This window comes from Novosphingobium panipatense (assembly GCF_900182875.1).
Lineage (GTDB): Bacteria > Pseudomonadota > Alphaproteobacteria > Sphingomonadales > Sphingomonadaceae > Novosphingobium > Novosphingobium panipatense.
In genome coordinates this window covers 125,583-142,586 of record NZ_FXUI01000007.1, presented here as the reverse complement: position 1 = coordinate 142,586, position 17,004 = coordinate 125,583, and the positions used below count along the sequence as shown (strand labels likewise).

At 65.7% G+C, this 17,004-nt stretch carries 18 protein-coding genes; 10 read left to right on the top strand and 8 right to left on the bottom strand.

Annotated features, from left to right (window positions below; genetic code table 11):
• Positions 1-148 precede the first annotated feature (148 nt).
• Positions 149-457 (bottom strand): cell division protein ZapA, encoded by a 309-nt coding sequence (locus tag QOL62_RS12685; RefSeq protein ID WP_103730519.1) that lies wholly within the window; start codon positions 455-457, stop codon positions 149-151.
• Positions 457-639, bottom strand: coding sequence for a hypothetical protein (locus QOL62_RS12680; protein WP_103730520.1), 183 nt, complete (start codon positions 637-639; stop codon positions 457-459). The genes QOL62_RS12685 and QOL62_RS12680 overlap by 1 nt, the downstream gene beginning before the upstream one ends.
• A gap of 261 nt (positions 640-900) precedes the next feature.
• On the opposite strand from QOL62_RS12680, the gene tkt reads away from it, so the two are divergent.
• From tkt to QOL62_RS12650, 6 genes are all read left to right on the top strand, one after another.
• Positions 901-2,889 (top strand): transketolase, encoded by a 1,989-nt coding sequence (gene tkt / locus QOL62_RS12675; protein ID WP_283406530.1) that lies wholly within the window; start codon positions 901-903, stop codon positions 2,887-2,889.
• A gap of 16 nt (positions 2,890-2,905) precedes the next feature.
• Positions 2,906-3,913, top strand: a complete 1,008-nt coding sequence (gene gap, locus QOL62_RS12670; RefSeq protein WP_103730522.1) for a type I glyceraldehyde-3-phosphate dehydrogenase — start codon at positions 2,906-2,908, stop codon at positions 3,911-3,913.
• A gap of 62 nt (positions 3,914-3,975) precedes the next feature.
• Positions 3,976-4,401 carry an MOSC domain-containing protein gene (locus QOL62_RS12665; RefSeq protein WP_283406574.1) on the top strand — a complete coding sequence of 142 codons (426 nt, stop codon included), beginning with the start codon at positions 3,976-3,978 and terminating at the stop codon, positions 4,399-4,401.
• A complete protein-coding gene (locus QOL62_RS12660) occupies positions 4,398-5,597 on the top strand; it encodes a phosphoglycerate kinase (RefSeq protein WP_103730523.1) in 1,200 nt (399 codons plus the stop codon). The genes QOL62_RS12665 and QOL62_RS12660 overlap by 4 nt, the downstream gene beginning before the upstream one ends.
• 148 nt (positions 5,598-5,745) lie before the next feature.
• Positions 5,746-6,825: an acyltransferase family protein gene (locus tag QOL62_RS12655; protein WP_283406529.1), complete on the top strand. Its 1,080-nt coding sequence runs from the start codon at positions 5,746-5,748 to the stop codon at positions 6,823-6,825.
• Between the two features lie 77 nt (positions 6,826-6,902).
• Entirely contained in the window at positions 6,903-7,814 is a 912-nt protein-coding gene (locus QOL62_RS12650; RefSeq protein ID WP_283406528.1) for a fructose bisphosphate aldolase, read from the top strand.
• Positions 7,815-7,872: 58 nt separating this feature from the next.
• Here QOL62_RS12650 and QOL62_RS12645 read toward each other — a convergent pair whose 3' ends face one another.
• On the bottom strand, positions 7,873-8,370 hold the full coding sequence (locus QOL62_RS12645; protein ID WP_283406527.1) for a hypothetical protein: 498 nt from the start codon (positions 8,368-8,370) through the stop codon (positions 7,873-7,875).
• Positions 8,371-8,564: 194 nt separating this feature from the next.
• Between QOL62_RS12645 and thiE the strand changes: the two genes are divergently transcribed.
• On the top strand, positions 8,565-9,206 hold the full coding sequence (gene thiE / locus QOL62_RS12640) for a thiamine phosphate synthase (protein ID WP_103730526.1): 642 nt from the start codon (positions 8,565-8,567) through the stop codon (positions 9,204-9,206).
• 64 nt (positions 9,207-9,270) lie between these two features.
• On the opposite strand, the gene QOL62_RS12635 is transcribed toward thiE, so the two are convergent.
• Genes QOL62_RS12635 through npdG form a run of 4 tightly spaced genes read right to left on the bottom strand, consistent with a single transcriptional unit; the run spans position 9,271 to position 12,341 of the window.
• On the bottom strand, positions 9,271-10,191 hold the full coding sequence (locus tag QOL62_RS12635; RefSeq protein WP_283406526.1) for a TIGR03619 family F420-dependent LLM class oxidoreductase: 921 nt from the start codon (positions 10,189-10,191) through the stop codon (positions 9,271-9,273).
• 14 nt (positions 10,192-10,205) lie between these two features.
• Positions 10,206-11,063 carry an SDR family NAD(P)-dependent oxidoreductase gene (locus QOL62_RS12630; protein ID WP_283406525.1) on the bottom strand — a complete coding sequence of 286 codons (858 nt, stop codon included), beginning with the start codon at positions 11,061-11,063 and terminating at the stop codon, positions 10,206-10,208.
• A gap of 52 nt (positions 11,064-11,115) precedes the next feature.
• On the bottom strand, positions 11,116-11,694 hold the full coding sequence (gene cofC / locus QOL62_RS12625; RefSeq protein WP_283406524.1) for a 2-phospho-L-lactate guanylyltransferase: 579 nt from the start codon (positions 11,692-11,694) through the stop codon (positions 11,116-11,118).
• Complete coding sequence (gene npdG, locus QOL62_RS12620) at positions 11,691-12,341, bottom strand: NADPH-dependent F420 reductase (RefSeq protein WP_283406523.1); 651 nt, start codon at positions 12,339-12,341, stop codon at positions 11,691-11,693. The genes cofC and npdG overlap by 4 nt, the downstream gene beginning before the upstream one ends.
• An 85-nt stretch (positions 12,342-12,426) precedes the next feature.
• On the opposite strand from npdG, the gene cofE reads away from it, so the two are divergent.
• From cofE to cofH, 3 genes are read left to right on the top strand one after another with little or no spacing between them, the layout of a single operon-like run.
• Positions 12,427-13,209, top strand: coding sequence for a coenzyme F420-0:L-glutamate ligase (gene cofE / locus QOL62_RS12615; protein WP_283406522.1), 783 nt, complete (start codon positions 12,427-12,429; stop codon positions 13,207-13,209).
• The gene (gene cofD / locus QOL62_RS12610; protein WP_283406521.1) at positions 13,206-14,159 is read left to right on the top strand and encodes a 2-phospho-L-lactate transferase; all 954 of its coding nucleotides are present in this window, start codon (positions 13,206-13,208) and stop codon (positions 14,157-14,159) included. The genes cofE and cofD overlap by 4 nt, the downstream gene beginning before the upstream one ends.
• A 2-nt stretch (positions 14,160-14,161) precedes the next feature.
• A complete protein-coding gene (gene cofH / locus QOL62_RS12605; protein ID WP_283406520.1) occupies positions 14,162-16,483 on the top strand; it encodes a 5-amino-6-(D-ribitylamino)uracil--L-tyrosine 4-hydroxyphenyl transferase CofH in 2,322 nt (773 codons plus the stop codon).
• A 43-nt stretch (positions 16,484-16,526) separates the two neighbouring features.
• On the opposite strand, the gene QOL62_RS12600 is transcribed toward cofH, so the two are convergent.
• Entirely contained in the window at positions 16,527-17,003 is a 477-nt protein-coding gene (locus QOL62_RS12600) for a VOC family protein (RefSeq protein ID WP_283406519.1), read from the bottom strand.
• Between the last annotated feature and the right edge of the window lies 1 nt (position 17,004).

The window sequence follows — 17,004 nt, the reverse complement described above, 5'->3', positions numbered from 1 at the left end:
TTTTCCTAGAAATCCTCTGACGCCTCGACGTCAGGTGGGAACCATGTGCATCGGACCAGGATCCGGGCAGGGACAGCTCCCAATGGATTGCTTATAGCCTCAGGGATGTTCGAACGGCTCGTGCCGGGCAGATCCCGTCGAAACCTAGTTAGGCGTTCGGCGCGTCACTCTCAAGAAGGTCGGCAAGATTTTCAACACGCGCGGCAAGCGCGGCCAGGCGTTCTCCCACTTCATCGGGGATGGCGCTGACAGCGGGGCGAACGCGCAGTTCGTGGAGTTCGTCGGCCAGCATGAGCGCCGCGAACAGCAGCATGCGCGATTCGGTCTGTCCGACAGCGCCGGCAGCAGCAACCTTGGCGTCCACGACCTCGCCGAGCCGCCGGATATGGCCTTCCTCGCCGTCGGAGCAGGCCAGGGTGAACTCGCGAGAGCCGATGGAAAGCGTGACGTTGCCCATCAGCCGCGCCCTTCCAGAAGCTGGTCGAGCCCGGCAAGCGAACGCGCGACGCTCTGCTTGAGATCGTCGTGACGGCGGCGCAGGTCTTCGTCGCGACCGAAATTGCTCGACGCGGCTGCCTCGATCCGCGCCAGGGCGGCGTCGATCCGGTCGAGCGCCAGCAGGGCAGGGGCCTTTTCCATGGTTCAGCGCTGGCTGCATTGTGGTCGCCAGGCAAGCAGTTGAGCCGCGTTGTTCACAACCTTTTGGGCAAGCATCGCGCCACAAGTGCGCCGAGCGCGACGATCTGACCTCGAAAGCATGGTCGACCGGGCGCGAACGGGTACGATTCAGGGCGTCAGCCACGCGAATAGGGGAGCCGAACTTGACGGGAGGCGACCTCTCCCTAAAGGGGTTCGCAAAGTACGAATCGCCCTGCATTCCCGCGTACCCGGAGTTTTTCAATGACCCTCGCTTCCGACCGCCTTGCGCCGATGGCCAACGCCATTCGGGCGCTGTCGATGGATGCGGTTCAGGCCGCCAACAGCGGTCACCCCGGCATGCCCATGGGCATGGCCGATGTTGCAACGGTGCTCTTCGCGAAGTTCCTGAAGTTCGATCCCTCGCAGCCCAAGTGGGCGGACCGGGACCGCTTCGTGCTCTCCGCCGGCCACGGGTCGATGCTCATCTACTCGCTGCTGCACCTCTCAGGGTACGCCAGCCCGACGCTGGACGACATCCGCAACTTCCGCCAGCTGGGCTCTGTCTGCGCCGGTCACCCCGAGAATTTCCTGATCGAAGCCGTCGAATGCACGACCGGTCCGCTGGGGCAGGGCGTGGCGATGGCCGTGGGCATGGCCATGGCCGAGCGTCATCTCGCTGCCACCTTCGGGGACGATCTGGTGGATCACAACACCTGGGTGATCGCGGGTGACGGCTGCCTCATGGAAGGCGTCAACCACGAAGCGGTCGGTCTTGCCGGTACGCTGAAGCTGGGCCGCCTCAAGGTTCTGTGGGACGACAACAAGATCACGATCGACGGCGACGCTTCGCTCTCGACCTCCGAGGACATCCCCGCGCGCTACCGTGCGTCCGGCTGGGACGTGTTCGAGTGCGATGGCCACGATTTCGCCGACATCGAGCGGGCGCTCGGCCAGGCTGCGGCTTCCGACAAGCCGACGCTGGTGGCGTGCCGCACGGTCATCGGCAAGGGCGCGCCCAACAAGCAGGGCGGCCATGATGTCCATGGCGCGCCGCTTGGCGACGCCGAGATCGCCGCAGCACGCAGTCACCTTGGCTGGACCTCGGCTCCGTTCGAGATCCCGGCCGAAGTGCTGGCCGACTGGCGCTCGCTGGGCGAACGGGGTGCGAAGCTCCGGGCCGAGTGGGAGGCGCGGCTTTCTGCATCGGACAAGGCAGCGGAATTCACGCGTCGCATGAACGGCGAGTTGCCCTCCGGTGACGAGGCTGCAAAGGCCTTCGCGGGTTGGCTTGAGGGCGAAAGCAACGTCGCGACCCGCAAGGCGTCGGAAAACGTGTTGAACGTCCTGGCACCGCTGGTGCCGGACATGGTGGGTGGCTCGGCTGACCTCACCGGTTCGAACAACACCAAGGCGAAATGCCAGGCGCCGTTCACGGCGGAAGACTACGCGGGCCGCTACGTCTACTACGGCATCCGCGAGTTCGGCATGTCCGCCGCGATGAACGGCATGGCGCTGCACGGCGGCGTCATTCCTTACGGCGGCACGTTCCTGATCTTCTCGGACTACGCCCGCAACGCCATCCGCATGTCGGCGCTGCAGCAGACCCGCGTGATCTACGTCCTCACGCACGATTCGATCGGTCTCGGCGAAGACGGACCGACGCACCAGCCGGTGGAAACGGTCATGTCGCTGCGCCTCATCCCTAATCTCAACGTCTTCCGTCCGGCGGACGTCATCGAGACCGCCGAGTGCTGGCAGCTTGCGCTGGAATCGGCGGAAACGCCCTCCGTCCTGGCGCTCACGCGTCAGAACCTGCCGCAGCTACGCACCTCGGGCGACATGCTCTCGGCTCGCGGCGCCTACACCCTTCGCCGGGCAAAGGGGGATCGCAAGGTCATCCTCATCGCCACGGGCTCCGAAGTGGAGCTGGCGGTCAAGGTGCGCGACGCCCTTGAAGCGCAGGGTATCGGCGCGGATGTCGTCTCGATGCCGTGCATGGAGCTGTTCGAGGCGCAGGACTCCGCTTACAAGCACGAAATCCTTCCCAACGATCCGTCGATCCTGCGCGTCTCGATCGAGGCGGGGGTCACGCACGGGTGGGAACGCTTCACTGCATTCAGCCGCAATGGCGGCCTGAACATTGGCCTGGACCGCTTCGGCGCGTCGGCCCCGGCCAAGGTCCTTTTCGAACGCTTCGGCTTCACGGTCGATGCCATCGTTCCCAAGATCATGGACCAGCTCAGCGCTTAAGTAGGAGGAGATATACATGGCGACCAAGGTTGCGATCAACGGTTTCGGACGTATCGGGCGTAATGTTGCCCGTGCCATTCTCGAGCGGACCGACCATGACCTCGAACTGGTTTCGATCAACGACCTCGCGAGCGCCAAGGCGAACGCTCTCCTCTTCAAGCGCGACAGCGTGCACGGCGCCTTCGCCGGCACCGTCGAAGTCGATGGTGACGACCTGATCGTCAACGGCAAGCGCATCAAGGTCACTGCCGAGCGCGATCCGGCGAACCTGCCGCATGCGGCCAACGGCATCGACATCGCGCTGGAGTGCACCGGCTTCTTCACCGACAAGGCTTCCGCCTCGAAGCATATCGAAGCCGGCGCCAAGCGCGTACTGATCTCGGCTCCGGCCAAGAACGTCGATCTGACAGTCGTCTACGGCGTCAACCACGACCAGCTCACCGCCGAGCACACCGTCGTGTCAAACGCTTCGTGCACCACCAACTGCCTGGCGCCTTTCGCCAAGGTCCTGCACGAGAAGATCGGCATCGAGCGCGGTCTGATGACCACGATCCACTCGTATACCAACGACCAGAAGATCCTCGACCAGATCCACTCCGATCCGCGTCGCGCGCGCGCTGCCGCGATGAACATGATCCCGACCAGCACCGGTGCCGCCGTTGCCGTCGGCCTCGTTCTTCCCGACCTCAAGGGCAAGCTCGACGGTTCGTCGATCCGCGTTCCCACCCCGAACGTCTCGGTCGTCGACCTGACCTTCGTGCCCTCGCGCGACACCACCGCCGAGGAAGTCAACGCACTGCTCAAGGCGGCTGCGGAAGGCGAACTCAAGGGCGTGCTCGGCTACACCGAAGAGCCGCTCGTATCGATCGACTTCAACCACGATTCGCACTCGTCCACCATCGACAGCCTGGAAACGGCCGTGCTCGAAGGCAAGCTGGTGCGCGTACTCTCGTGGTACGACAATGAGTGGGGCTTCTCCAACCGCATGGTCGACACGGCTGGCGTCATGGGCGGCCTGCTGTAAAACCTGCGATGGTGACGGGGCGCCTCATCGGCATCGCGCGGCGCAGACGTTCGCGTGCACCGATGGAGGATATGCGGTCCGTCACCGTAACTGCCGCCGCGGGAGTCCAGGGGGACTTTCGCGGCGCGGTGCGTCCGGGGCGCGCGCCGCGCCGGCAGATCTCCCTCATGGAGATCGAGAGCTGGGAGGCGGCGCTCGATGAGCTGAACGTGTCGGATCTCTTCGGAGAGCGTCCTTCGTGGCATTCGCGTCGTGCGAACCTGCTGGTCGAAGGGCTGCGTTTTCCGCGGCAGGCCGGTTACGTGGTGGCCATTGGCCCGACTCTGCGCATCGGAATAACCATGGAATGCGATCCGTGCAGCCGCATGGAGAATGTGGTGCCGGGCCTCGAAGGCGCGCTCATGCCGGACTGGCGGGGCGGCGTGCTGGGTACGGTGCTTGAGGACGGCGCTATCGCCGTGGGCGACGAGATAAGGATCGAGAGATGACCGCGTTCAAGACCCTTGATGACCTTGGTGACGTGACAGGGAAGGTGGCGCTCGTGCGTGTTGACCTCAACCTGCCCATGCAGGACGGGGCGGTAACGGACGACACCCGCATCCGTGCGGCGGCGCCCACCATTCTCGAACTGAGCGAAAAGGGCGCGAAGGTCCTGCTGCTGGCGCACTTCGGCCGCCCCAAGGGGGAGCGCGTGTCCACGCAGTCGCTTTCGATGGTGGTCGGAGCGGTCGAAAAGACGCTCGGCAAGGAAGTGATGTTCGTTCCCGAAATTGCGGGTGACGTGGTGAAGCAGGCCGTGGGCATCCTGCGCGCGGGTGACATCGCCATCCTCGAGAACACCCGCTTCTGGAAGGGCGAGGAGAAGAACGATCCGGAACTGGCGAAGGCCATTGCCGCCAATGCCGACTTCTACGTCAACGACGCCTTCTCGGCCGCGCACCGCGCCCATGCCACGACCGAGGGTCTAGCGCACGTCCTGCCCGCCTATGCGGGGCGCTCCATGCAGGCCGAACTCGAAGCGCTCGACAAGGCTCTCGGTGCGCCCGAGAAGCCGGTCGCGGCCGTGGTTGGCGGCGCCAAGGTGTCGTCGAAGCTGGATGTGCTGAAGCACCTCGTTACCCAGGTCGACCACCTGATCATTGGCGGCGGCATGGCCAACACGTTCCTTGCGGCGAAGGGGGTGGATGTGGGCAAGTCGCTTTGCGAGCATGACCTGACCGACACCGCAAACGCGATCCTCGCAACTGCGGACGCTTCGGGCTGCACGGTGCACCTGCCGTACGACGTCGTTGTGTCAAAGGAGTTTGCGGCCAATCCGCCGAGCCTGCGCACCTGCAACGTCCATGAAGTGGCGGCGGACGAAATGATCCTCGATGCAGGCCCGGCGGCAGCGGAAACGCTGGGCGACGTGCTGAAGACCTGCCGCACGCTCGTTTGGAACGGGCCGCTCGGCGCTTTCGAGATGGCACCGTTCGACGCGGCCACCGTCGCGTTGGCGAAGACCGCCGCCGCGCTTACGGCGGAAGGCTCGCTGATCTCCGTTGCCGGCGGTGGCGACACGGTGGCGGCGCTCAACCATGCCGGGGTTGCACAGGACTTCACTTACATCTCGACGGCCGGCGGTGCCTTCCTCGAATGGATGGAAGGCAAGGAGCTGCCCGGCGTCGCGGCGCTGTCTGCCTGATTGCCTCCTGGCCCCCGCCCCACCGTCGGGCGGAAGACCTGAATTGCTCGCTGGCGGCGGAAACTCCTAAGAGGGATTTGCCGCCAGTCGAAGCCCGTCCCGGTGTGGGACGAACGATGACACGAAAGCCTTCGGAAGTGCCCCGCGCATGAACGCCAGTGACCGAGCAGCGCCGCCCTGGCAGGGCCGGTATGTTACCCTTGACGGCATGCGAGGCATTGCGGCGCTCGGCGTGGCGCTTTTTCATTACAACATCTCGCAGGCGCCGCACGGCTATGTCGCGGTTGACTTCTTCTTCGCGCTGTCGGGCTTTGTGTTGTGCCGCACGTATCTGCCGCGCTGGCGCACCGGACTGACGAGCGTGCAATTCATGAAGCAGCGCGTCGTGCGGCTTTATCCGCTGTTCCTGGCGGGGATCGTCATCACCACGCTATCCGCCGTCTCGAACCGGTGGACGGGCAGGGGCGATATCTTCAGCTATGAGAAGATCGCGAGCTCGCTGCCCTTCAACGCGCTGATGCTGCCTTCACCGTTCACGCACACCCTTTTCCCTCTGAACGTGCCGGCGTGGTCCCTGTTCTTCGAACTTGTGGCCAGCCTGGCGCTGGTCCTTGTCCTGTTCCGGCTGCCCCGGAAGGGGCAGGTGGCGGTGGCGGCGGCGTCCGCCTGCATCTTCGTTCCCGCCGTGCTGGCGAATGATGGCGGCAACATCGGTCCGCTCTGGAGCCAGCTTGGCATTTCACTGGTGCGTACGGCCATGTCCTTCACGGCCGGGGTTCTGCTCGCCCAACTGCCCGCCAAGGACATCCGTCACCCGGGATGGCTCGGCGTGTTCTGCCTCTTCGCCATAGTCACGATGCTCGTGGCGAATCCGCAGGCCATCCCGAAGGCGTGGTACGACCTTGCCTGCAGCCTGTTCGTGGCTCCCGCGCTGGTCTGGCTCGGATCGCGCGGAGAGCCGTCGCGGGTGCTGGTGCCCGTCGCGTGGTTCCTGGGAGAGGTGTCCTATGCAGTCTACGCGGTCCATTGGGGACTGATGGAGCCGCTTCGCTGGTTCAAGGATGATCTCGGCTGGAACCCTGCGCTCATGGGAGCGCTATACCTTTCCGCATGCGTGGGGCTGGGGTGGTTGTGTGTACGCTACATCGACATTCCGCTTCGCCGTCGTCTCAACATTCTGCTGCACGCCCGGGCACGCCACGTGCCCCCGCGCAGCGTACCGAATTAACGGATGCCTCAGTTGCGAACGAGGGGAGCGCAGCGTAGGCTAAGATCAAGTTACCGAACACCTCAGGAGGAGAAACCATGCAGTATTCGGAAATGACCGCCAAAATGGCCGCCGGTAACGGTTTTATCGCGGCGCTGGATCAGAGCGGCGGTTCTACGCCCAAGGCGCTCAAGGGCTACGGGATCGAAGAAGGCGCCTGGTCGAACGAGGAGGAAATGTTCGGCCTGATCCACGAAATGCGCGCCCGCATTATTTCGTCGGACGCGTTCACCGGTGAAAAGGTCATTGGTGCGATCCTGTTTGAGCGCACCATGGACGGCACCGTCAACGGCGTGCCCACCCCGCAGGCGCTGATCGCCAAGGGCGTGGTCCCGTTCATCAAGATCGACAAGGGCCTTGAGGATGAAGTGAACGGCGTGCAGCTGATGAAGCCGATGCCGACGCTGGACGAACTGCTCACCCGTTCGAAGGCGCTGGGTGTCTACGGCACGAAGGAGCGTTCGCTCATCAACTCCGCCAACGCCGAAGGCATCGCTGCCGTCGTCAAGCAGCAGTTCGAGGTCGGCAAGCAGGTGCTCTCGCACGGCATGATGCCGATGATCGAGCCGGAAGTGAACATCAAGAGCGAAACTCGCGCTGAGTGTGACACGATCCTCCTGGCCGAGATCCTGAAGAACCTCGACGCGCTGCCCGAGGGGCAGCAGGTCATGCTGAAGCTGTCGCTGCCGGTCGTTCCGGGCACTTTCGATCCCTTGGTCGAGCATCCGAAGGTGCTGCGCGTCGTCGCCCTCTCGGGCGGCTACTCGCGTGCGGAAGCGTGCGTTGAACTGTCGAGGAACAAGGGGATCATCGCGAGCTTCAGCCGGGCCCTGCTGTCGGACCTGCGCTCGCAGATGAGCGATGCGGAATTCGACGCAGCTCTGGGCGAAGCCATCGCCGAGATCCACAAGGGTTCGACGCAGAAGGCCGAAGCGGCAGCTGCCGTCTAATCTTCACGAACCTTCGTCAGTGAGGGCGGCATCCGAGCGGGTGCCGCCTTTGCTATGTTCAGTATCCGCCCACGAAGCGGAAGCCGAACCGGTAGGCGGCCGGATCGATGGCGCCGCTGCCGCTGCCCGTCATCTTGTCGGGGCTGGTCCGGACCAGTTCCAGCGTGCCGTCAGCCACCCGCGCCGGCTTGCCGGACGTCAGTTCCAGTTCGCCGCCGGTCCCGGTCTCGATGCGGATCCGCAACCGGACCTGTCCGGCCCAGACGCAGCGTGCGTTCATCGGGCAGCGGCTGTCCTCCAGCACCTGCAGCGGGGTGAGGCGCGGACCATCGACGGCGACGGTCTGGCCGAGTGCCGCGTATATGAGCCTGTCCTGCACGGCAGGCGGTGGGACAGGGTTGTAATCGGCCGGCGGTGTATAGACAGGAGCGGGCGTGTAGGCGGGCACAGGCTGCGCTACCGGTGCGGCTCCGATGCGCGACGGGTCCGCAGGAGGAATAAGCGTGCAGCCGGCAAGGGCGAGCGCAGGGGCGAGAAGAAGGCCGGTCGTTTTCATTGAGCCGAGGATGTGCATTGCTCCCTGAACAGTTTTCGAATGCCGGTGTTACCGTGCGGCCTGCAGCATTGCCAGTAGAGCGCCCCGAAGGAATTCCGAAGGCGTGATCCAGCCGTGTCGTCGTGAGGGCTTCATGATGCTGTCCTGCCAACGAGGTCTTTTCCTGTCCGCCGCGAAGCGGTAGGGCCGACGCCATGACAGACGAAGCCGAGATCCCCCGCGAGCCCACGCAGCTTTACCTGATTTCGCCGTTGGACGTCGGCGGCGGCTTTCCCGATCGTCTTGCACGCGCGCTCGATGCCGCAGAAGTGGCGGCGTTCCAGTTTCGGGTGAAGGATCTGGACCAGCATGCCGCAGCCCGGCTGGCAGAACCCCTGCAGAAGATCTGCGCGGATCGGGACGTAGCGTTCATCGTGAACGATTCGATCAGCCTTGCCAAACGGCTCGGCGCGGACGGGGTTCACATCGGGCAAGGCGACGGAACCGTGCAGGAAGCGCGGGAAGCGTTGGGACGCGATGCGCAGATCGGCGTGACCTGCCACGACAGCCGCCATCTTGCTATGGAGGCCGGTGAGGCGGGTGCGGATTACGTCGCGTTCGGTGCATTCTTCCCGACCACCACGAAGGAGACGAAGCACGTCGCCGGGCTTGACCTGCTGGAGTGGTGGCAGTCCATCTTCGAGATCCCCTGTGTCGCCATCGGCGGCGTGACGCCCACGAACTGTGCGGATCTTGCGCGCGCGGGTGCCGACTTCGTCGCCGCTTCAGGGGCGGTGTGGAATGGCGACGAAGAAGCCGCCGTCAAGGCTTTCCACGAGGCCCTGACGGCACTCTGAACCGGGCGGGGAAATGCGGCCGCTCGGCCGGGGTCGGCTGCCAGGCCAACACAGCACATGGCGCTCAGAAGTCAATCTTCGCAATGACTTCTTCGCCGAACTTCTGTGCCTGGTCGAGGTATTCGGCGCGCGTTCGCGTGTAGATCGTCGCCCCTGAACCGTCCACCCCGAGGGACTTGAGGTGGGCGAAGTGGTCAAGCGCCTCCTGCGCGTTCCACCCGGCCTTCACGCTGTAGGTCGAGGACGCGATGACCTGGGGCGGGACGGCGCGGCCTACCTTCTCGCAGTGCTCTGCCATGTAGCCGATGGCGGCGAGGATGTCCTCGTCGCCCTCGAGGTTGGCGGTGCGGGCCGTATCGGTCACGGCCTTTGGCACGAAGAACGGGTGCCATGCGTCGCCCAGTTCCACCGCCCGGCGAAGGGCGCGCTTTGAGTTGCCCCCCACGAGCAGCGGCGGGTGCGGGGTCTGCACGGGCGTGGGCAGCACGCGGTTGCCCAGTGCGGTGTATCCGTTGCCTTCGAAGGTGAAGTCCTTGCCGGTCCAGGCGAGCTTCATCGCCTTCATGTACTCGTCCATGGTGTCGTTGCGGGTGTCGAAGTCCACCCCCAGCGCCTTGTATTCGGCTTTGAGGTAGCCCGCGCCCAGCCCGAGGATCACGCGCCCGCCGGTGAAATGGTCGAGGCTGGAAATCGCCCGCGCGGTGATGAACGGATTGCGATACGGCAGGACGAGGATGTTTGTCTGGAGCCGCAGCGTCGTGGTGGCGGCTCCGAGCATGGAGAGCATCACGAAGGGGTCCTGCGCATAATGCCCGCCGTTGTCGAGCCACCGGGAGGATGGCACCGGATGATCCGTGACGGAACCGGCGAAGAAGCCCGCCTTCTCCACCGCTCTTGCGATTTCGTGCAGCGCCTCCATCGTTCCCCATTCCCGAGGCTGGTCCACATGGTCGAAGGGCAGGCTGGTGCTGAGGGTGAAGGTCATCGCTCTCTCGTTCGTTATTCGGTGACGTCCGGCGGGAGGATCCAGGTGCCGCCGCGATCCCGCACCCAGCCGCTGGATGCCCAGGAGCCGCCGTCCACGGGGATGATGGTCCCTGTGACGTAGCTCGCCATGGACGAGGCAAGGAACACAGCCACGCGGCCGCACTCCTCGTCGATGCCGGCTCGCCCTGCGGGAATGCGCCTGCCGATGCCATCGGCCTGCGCGGTGCTTGGCTGATGCCAGGTGCTTTCATCCACACGTCCGGTGAAATTGCCGCGGGTTCCGGGCGTCACCGTATAGTCCGGTGCGATGGCGTTGACGCGGATACCGTGTTCGGCGAACTCAAGCGCGAAAGTGCGGGTCAGGTTGTTGATGCCGGCCTTACACGCGGCGTAGACGGCATAGCCGGGCGCCGCGCGGCTGGCCTCGATGCTGGTGACGTTCACGATCGCGCCCCCGCGTCCGCCTGCGATCATCACCGGCACCGCCGCCTGGGTGGCTGCAAGGTTGCTGATCAGGTTGAGGTCGACGTGGCGGCGCCAGTTCTTCTCCGTCATGTCCAGGAATCCGCGCCGGGTGACGCCGCCTGCGTTGTTCACGAGGATGTCGAGTCTGCCGAAAGTGTCTGCGGCGCGGGCAACGGCGCTCTGCAGGGCGTCGATATCCATCACATTGCCCGGGATGCACAGCGCCGTGCGGCCGCGTTCCTCCACCATCCGGGCGACCTGTTCGCAGCGCTCGGGAATGGCTTCGATCATGGCGATGTCGGCGCCCATGTCGGCCATGCACAGTGCGATCGCCCGCCCGATACCGCCTCCGCCGCCGGTCACGAAGGCCACTTGGCCGCTCAGGTCGAGGTCGCTTGCCTGCACAGATCCCCCTCCGCCTCCGAACCCTTTTCGGCTTTGTGATCCCACACCTGCGCTAGGCCGAAGGGCTGAACAGACGGCCAGCATCGGCCAAGTCCGAGGGCTCGTCTATGTCTTTCGCCAGCCCGGGCGAGGTGATCGTCACTGCGTTCAGTCGCAGCCGATCCGCCTCTGCCCTATGCCGGGCGGCGCTGCCTGCTCCATAGTGGAAGGCGAAGGCCGCCGCGTGGGGCAGGGGAAGCGAGAGCGCGTTGGTGCCCGTGCCATGGCGATCCGGCGCGATGCCGACGGTGGCTCCGGGGATCGATGCGAGCCGGACCATATCCTCCGGCGCGAGCCTGGGAAGGTCGGCCGCCAGCACGACAAGCCGGTCGGGCGGGTTTACTGCCGCTATGGTGCGGAGGGCGTGCATCAAGGCCGGGTTCAGGCCTCCGCCCGGATCCTCGATCGTGTCCCATCCACCGCGGCGAAGCCCTGTCAGGAGCGTCCGGTCCGCCACGCCTTGCGCCACGCCGACGACATGGCGGAGCATGGCCTCCACCAGTGCGCCCCGCTCACGCGGTGACAGAACAGCGGCGAGGCGCGTCTTGCCCTGGCCCGGCGACTTGGCCGCGATGAGCGCCCATACGGTCACGGGATGGCCGGCGCTTCCGCCAGATTGGTGAAGCGGATACCGGCACCATCCGCCTTGTAGGTCCTGTTCATGTAGATGAGAATGGAGGTCAGCGCTTCCGCAGCGGCCGAGTTGGCGAGAGCACCGCCCGAGAGGCCGCGTAGGCCCATGCCAGGGCAGAGGTCGATCACGGTCTGCCGCGCCGCCACGTCGTCCGAGAAGACGAGCACGTCGCAGTCGATGGGATGGTCGGAATCAAGGTGATGGGCCGAGACGTTGTGGAAGGCCGTCACCAGTCGGATGTCGGCGCCGAGATGCGCCCGCGCCTGCATTGCCGCGCTGCCTTCGGCGGGCAGTTGAACACGCATCACCTTGGGCGGCACGAGCGGGACGGTTGTGTCCACGACGACCGCTTCACCCACCCGGTCACGGATGCCGGCCAGCGTATCGGCCTGGGAGGAATGGGGCACGGTCACGATCACCACGTCCTTGCCTTCGGCCGCATCTGCGTTCGCGGCGAAGCCAGCGGCGCCAAGGTCCTGCGCGGTCGCTTGCGCCTTCTCGGCCGAGCGGGAACCGATGGTGACCTCGTGCCCGGCGCCGACCAAACGACGCGCGATCCCCTTGCCGAGCGCCCCCGTGCCTCCGATGACAGCGATCCTGGCCATGTCCTGAAATCCCTCCCGCGAAATCTTGCCTCAGGCGATTGTCGTCCCGGGCCGCGCACGTACAAGCTTTGTCCGGGAGAACAGAATGAACCTCGTTCCAGAACTATCCGTGCGACCGCTGACCGGGTTGCCCATGTTCGCCGCCGGGCACTCCATTGCGCAAGCGATTTGCGCAGCCCTCGACGCCGAAAGGGACGCCTTACGCGACGGCGATATCTGTGTCGTCGCGCAGAAGATCGTATCCAAGGTGGAAGGCCGCACGGTGGCGCTCGCATCCCTGCAGCCGGGCGCGGAGGCGCAGTGGCTCGCTGAGGCAACCGGTCGGCCAGCGCCGATGGCGCAGGCGATCCTCGACGAAAGTGCCGAGATCCTGCGGCCGCACCCGGCGGCCATCATCGCGCGCCATCGCACCGGGCATGTCCTGGCCAATGCCGGTATCGATGCCAGCAACGTGGAAGGCGCAGACGCGGGCACGGTTCTGCTCTGGCCCGTCGATCCCGATGCGTCGGCGCGGCGCCTGCGGGATGAGCTGCAGGTACGGACGGGCGCCCGGATCGGCGTGGTGATTGCGGACTCCATGGGGCGGGCGTGGCGGATCGGCACGGTCGGCACCGCCATCGGCTGCGCCGGGCTCTCCATGATCGAGGATCGGCGCGGAAGGGGAAGCGATCTTTACGGGCGGACGTTGCAGGCCACCGTGATCGCGGTTGCGGATTCGCTGGCGGCCATGGCGGGCCTCGCCATGGGGGAAGGCGACGAAGGAACCCCTGTGGCGCTGGTCCGGGGTGCATCACGCTGGACCACGCAAGAGGACGGACCGGGCGCCGCAAGCGGGCTGCGACCGATTGAACAGGATATGTTTCGATGACGGGAAAGCACGTTCTGGCGCTTAGTGGTGGCGTCGGCGGGGCGAAGCTGGCGGCTGGCCTTGCGGCGACAGTTTCGCCGCAGGATCTGACACTTGTGGTGAATACCGGTGATGATTTCGAACACCTGGGGCTGACGATCTGCCCTGATATCGACTCCGTCGCTTATGCGCTCGCCGATCTCAACGACACGTCCCGGGGCTGGGGCGTGAAGGACGAGAGCTGGCAGGCCATGGCGATGCTGCGGTCCCTTGGGGAAGCGGACTGGTTCAATCTTGGCGACCGCGACCTGGGAACGCACATCGCGCGCTCCTGGCGTCTGCGGCAGGGCGACAGCCTGTCGCAGATCACCGCCCGACTGACCCGCGCGCTGGGTATCGCGCACGCGATAGTTCCGATGAGCGACGCTCCGGTCCGCACCCAGGTCGGCACGGCCGGAGGGTGGCTCGATTTCCAGCGGTACTTCGTGAAGGAGCAGTGCCGGCCCGTCGCCACGGGGGTCCGTTTCAGCGGCGCATTACGGGCTGCGCCGTCACCGGCCTTTGCCGCCGCGCTCGAGAGCCAGGACCTCGGCGCGATCGTGATTTGCCCCTCGAATCCGTACCTCAGCGTCGATCCGATCCTAAGCCTTCCCGGTGTGTGGGAAGCCCTGCGTCATCGCCGGGTGCCGGTCGTGGCGGTCTCGCCTCTTGTTGGCGGGGCATCGCTGAAGGGGCCGCTGGGCAAGCTGCTCGCAGAACTGGGCAGGCCGGTCTCCAACGCCTCCATAGCCGATCACTACGGCGATCTTCTCGACCACATCATCATAGACAGCGCGGACGCCGCCGATGCAGGGGGCTTGCAGGAGAGGGGCCTTTCAGTCACCGTCACGCCCACAGTCATGTGCGCTGCCGGTGACCGGGAGAGGCTAGCGCGCGTAGCACTGAGCGCAGCCGGTATCGAGACAGGATGACCATGGCACGCGACGACACTGCACTTGTATCGAGGCTGCTCACCACACCGCTGGATGAGCTCATGGCAGAGGCCCGCACGCGCCGCGGGTCGCGGTTCGGCAACTACACCCCCGCCAGGATGACCTATTCCCCGAAAGTCTTCATCCCGCTTACCCGGCTCTGTGCCGACGTCTGCCATTACTGCACCTTCGCAACCACGCCGTCACGCCTTGAAGCGCCTTACCTCAGCGAGGACGAAGTGCTGCAGATCGCACGGGCCGGGGTCGCTGCCGGGTGCAAGGAGGCGCTGTTCACGCTGGGCGATGCGCCGGAGCGGCGCTACGCGGCCGCGCGCGAATGGCTGGCCGAAAGAGGGTTCAGCCGCACGATCGACTACGTGCGGCACTGCGCGGAGCGAGTGCTGCTCGAGACGGGGCTTCTGCCTCACGTTAACGCCGGTGTGCTGGAGGAGGAGGATTGGCGAATGCTGCGCCCGGTCGCCGCTTCGGTCGGGCTGATGCTGGAAAGCACGTCGGAACGCCTGATGGAAAAGGGCATGTGCCATCACGGCTCGCCCGACAAGGCGCCCGAGGTCCGTCTGGCGTCGTTGGCGGCGGCTGGTCGGGCGCGGGTGCCGACGACCAGCGGCGTCCTGATCGGGATCGGCGAACGTCCTGAGGAACGGATGGGTGCCTTGCTGGCCTTGCGGGATCTTCATGAAGAGCACGGGCACCTGCAGGAAGTCATCGTGCAGAACTTCTGTCCCAAGCCCGGCACGAAGATGTCCGGGGCGGCGGAGGCCACGGAAAACGACTTCCTTCGTGTCGTGGCCGCGGCCCGGATCGTCCTGCCGGATACGGTTTCCGTGCAGGCGCCGCCCAATCTCAACGACGAGCGACTGCTGGAACTGATCGAGGCGGGAATAGACGATTGGGGCGGGATCTCGCCCGTCACGCTCGACCACGTCAACCCCGAAGCACCCTGGCCCGAGATCGAGCGACTGGAAGCCGTGTGTGCCCGGGCCGGTCTACCGCTGGTGGAGCGCCTGACCATCTATCCGCGCTTCGTGGAGGAAGGCGGCTGGCTGGATGATAGCCTGCGACCGGCGGTCCTGCGGCTGGCGGATGCCGAGGCACTGGGGCGCGACAGCCGGTGGAGTCCCGGCATCGCCGATCGCGCGCCGGGTACGGTCAAGGCGCCTCTCGGCCGTCGCCACGAGGGGCCGGTGGCCTCGCAATTGCATCGCATCCTCGATCGGGCCGCAAGCGGCACGGGGCTGGATGAAGACCAGATCGCGGCACTGTTCGCCACACGTGGCGCGGCCGCGCAGGCGGTGATCGAAGCGGCGGATGTGCTTCGCGCCGAGGTGCAGGGCGACGATGTTACCTACGTGGTGAATCGCAATATCAACTACACCAATATCTGCACCCACGCCTGTTCCTTCTGCGCCTTCAGCAAGACCAGCAGCAAGGCGGGCTTTCGCGACAAACCCTATGACCTCGATCTGGAGGAGATCGCGGCACGCGCGCGGGAGGCGGTGGCGCGCGGCGCGACCGAGGTATGCCTTCAGGGAGGCATCCATCCCCGCTACACGGGCGAGACCTACCTCTCCATTCTGCGGGCGGTGAAGGACGCTCGTCCCCAACTCCACGTGCACGCCTTCTCCCCGCTGGAAGTGAGCCAGGGGGCGCGAACGCTGGAGATGCCGGTGAGCGATTACCTGTCCATGCTCCGGGACGCGGGCCTGGGTTCGCTGCCGGGGACGGCGGCCGAGATCCTTTGCGACGACATTCGCGAGAGGATCTGCCCGGACAAGCTCACCACGCAGGAGTGGCTCGACGTCGTGGCTTCGGCACATCGCGTAGGCCTGCCGACGACCTCGACCATCATGTTCGGTCACCTCGAAAGCCCGCGCCATTGGGCGAAGCACCTTCTTGCGCTGCGCGACCTCCAACTCGACACCGGCGGGATCACCGAGTTCGTGCCGCTTCCGCTGGTCCACATGGAAGCGCCGTTCTATCGCAAGGGCCAGTGCCGGAAGGGGCCGACCTGGCGGGAGGCGGTCATGATGCATGCCGTCGCCCGGCTCGCGCTGCACGGAGCGATCGGATCGATACAGGTTTCGTGGGTCAAGCTGGGCATGCCGGGCGCGGCGGCGGTGCTGGCGGCAGGAGCCAACGACCTCGGCGGCGTTCTGATGGACGAGAGCATCAGCCGCGCGGCCGGTGCCTCGCACGGGCAACTCGCCGACGTGGCGGACATGCGCGCGGCCGCTGAAAGCGTCGGGCGCCGCCTGCGCCAGCGCACGACGCTTTACAAGGATGTCACCGCCGAAATGGCCTGATGATCGCCTGTGAGCGGCTGCCCCGGCACGCCGGGGCAACCGCTTACATGGCGCGGATGTGCTGCCACATGGGTTCGGGCATCCACGTGTACTCGATGTAGTGTCCGAAGACCTCGCGGGCATCGAGGTAAAGGAATTTCAGCCCGCCCTCGGCTTCAGCCGAAAGGCCGCGCTCCATCGCGACGGGGAACTCCTGCGCATCGACACGGGACCGGAAGTCGGCCCAGTCCGGCACGCGAAAGCAGATGTGGTGGAACCGCAGGGGACCGCCGTTCGACAGACAGTTGGCGTAAAGGCCCACCTCGTCGATTTCGTTCTCGATCAGCTCGTACTGCAGGTCGCCGATCCAGATGAAGCAGATGCGGCCCTTCTGGCGCTTCGGCCCCCCCGGCGTGACGACCGTCTGGTCGACCGGAATGATGACAGGGTCCTTTTCCAGCCCGCGGCCGCGAAAAAGGTCGATACCTGCCTCCAACTCGTCACAGACGTAGGCGTTCTGGTAATGGAGCCCTTCCAGCATC

Coding starts and splice junctions, on each gene's coding strand:
- cofD (WP_283406521.1), top strand. CDS start 13,206: ATGACGGGAAAGCACGTTCTGGCGCTTAGTGGTGGCGTCGGCGGGGCG.
- QOL62_RS12665 (WP_283406574.1), top strand. CDS start 3,976: ATGGAGGATATGCGGTCCGTCACCGTAACTGCCGCCGCGGGAGTCCAG.
- QOL62_RS12635 (WP_283406526.1), bottom strand. CDS start 10,191: ATGACCTTCACCCTCAGCACCAGCCTGCCCTTCGACCATGTGGACCAG.
- QOL62_RS12660 (WP_103730523.1), top strand. CDS start 4,398: ATGACCGCGTTCAAGACCCTTGATGACCTTGGTGACGTGACAGGGAAG.
- QOL62_RS12685 (WP_103730519.1), bottom strand. CDS start 457: ATGGGCAACGTCACGCTTTCCATCGGCTCTCGCGAGTTCACCCTGGCC.
- gap (WP_103730522.1), top strand. CDS start 2,906: ATGGCGACCAAGGTTGCGATCAACGGTTTCGGACGTATCGGGCGTAAT.
- QOL62_RS12645 (WP_283406527.1), bottom strand. CDS start 8,370: ATGAAAACGACCGGCCTTCTTCTCGCCCCTGCGCTCGCCCTTGCCGGC.
- QOL62_RS12680 (WP_103730520.1), bottom strand. CDS start 639: ATGGAAAAGGCCCCTGCCCTGCTGGCGCTCGACCGGATCGACGCCGCC.
- tkt (WP_283406530.1), top strand. CDS start 901: ATGACCCTCGCTTCCGACCGCCTTGCGCCGATGGCCAACGCCATTCGG.
- QOL62_RS12600 (WP_283406519.1), bottom strand. CDS start 17,003: ATGCTGGAAGGGCTCCATTACCAGAACGCCTACGTCTGTGACGAGTTG.
- thiE (WP_103730526.1), top strand. CDS start 8,565: ATGACAGACGAAGCCGAGATCCCCCGCGAGCCCACGCAGCTTTACCTG.
- cofE (WP_283406522.1), top strand. CDS start 12,427: ATGAACCTCGTTCCAGAACTATCCGTGCGACCGCTGACCGGGTTGCCC.
- QOL62_RS12650 (WP_283406528.1), top strand. CDS start 6,903: ATGCAGTATTCGGAAATGACCGCCAAAATGGCCGCCGGTAACGGTTTT.
- npdG (WP_283406523.1), bottom strand. CDS start 12,341: ATGGCCAGGATCGCTGTCATCGGAGGCACGGGGGCGCTCGGCAAGGGG.
- cofH (WP_283406520.1), top strand. CDS start 14,162: ATGGCACGCGACGACACTGCACTTGTATCGAGGCTGCTCACCACACCG.
- QOL62_RS12655 (WP_283406529.1), top strand. CDS start 5,746: ATGAACGCCAGTGACCGAGCAGCGCCGCCCTGGCAGGGCCGGTATGTT.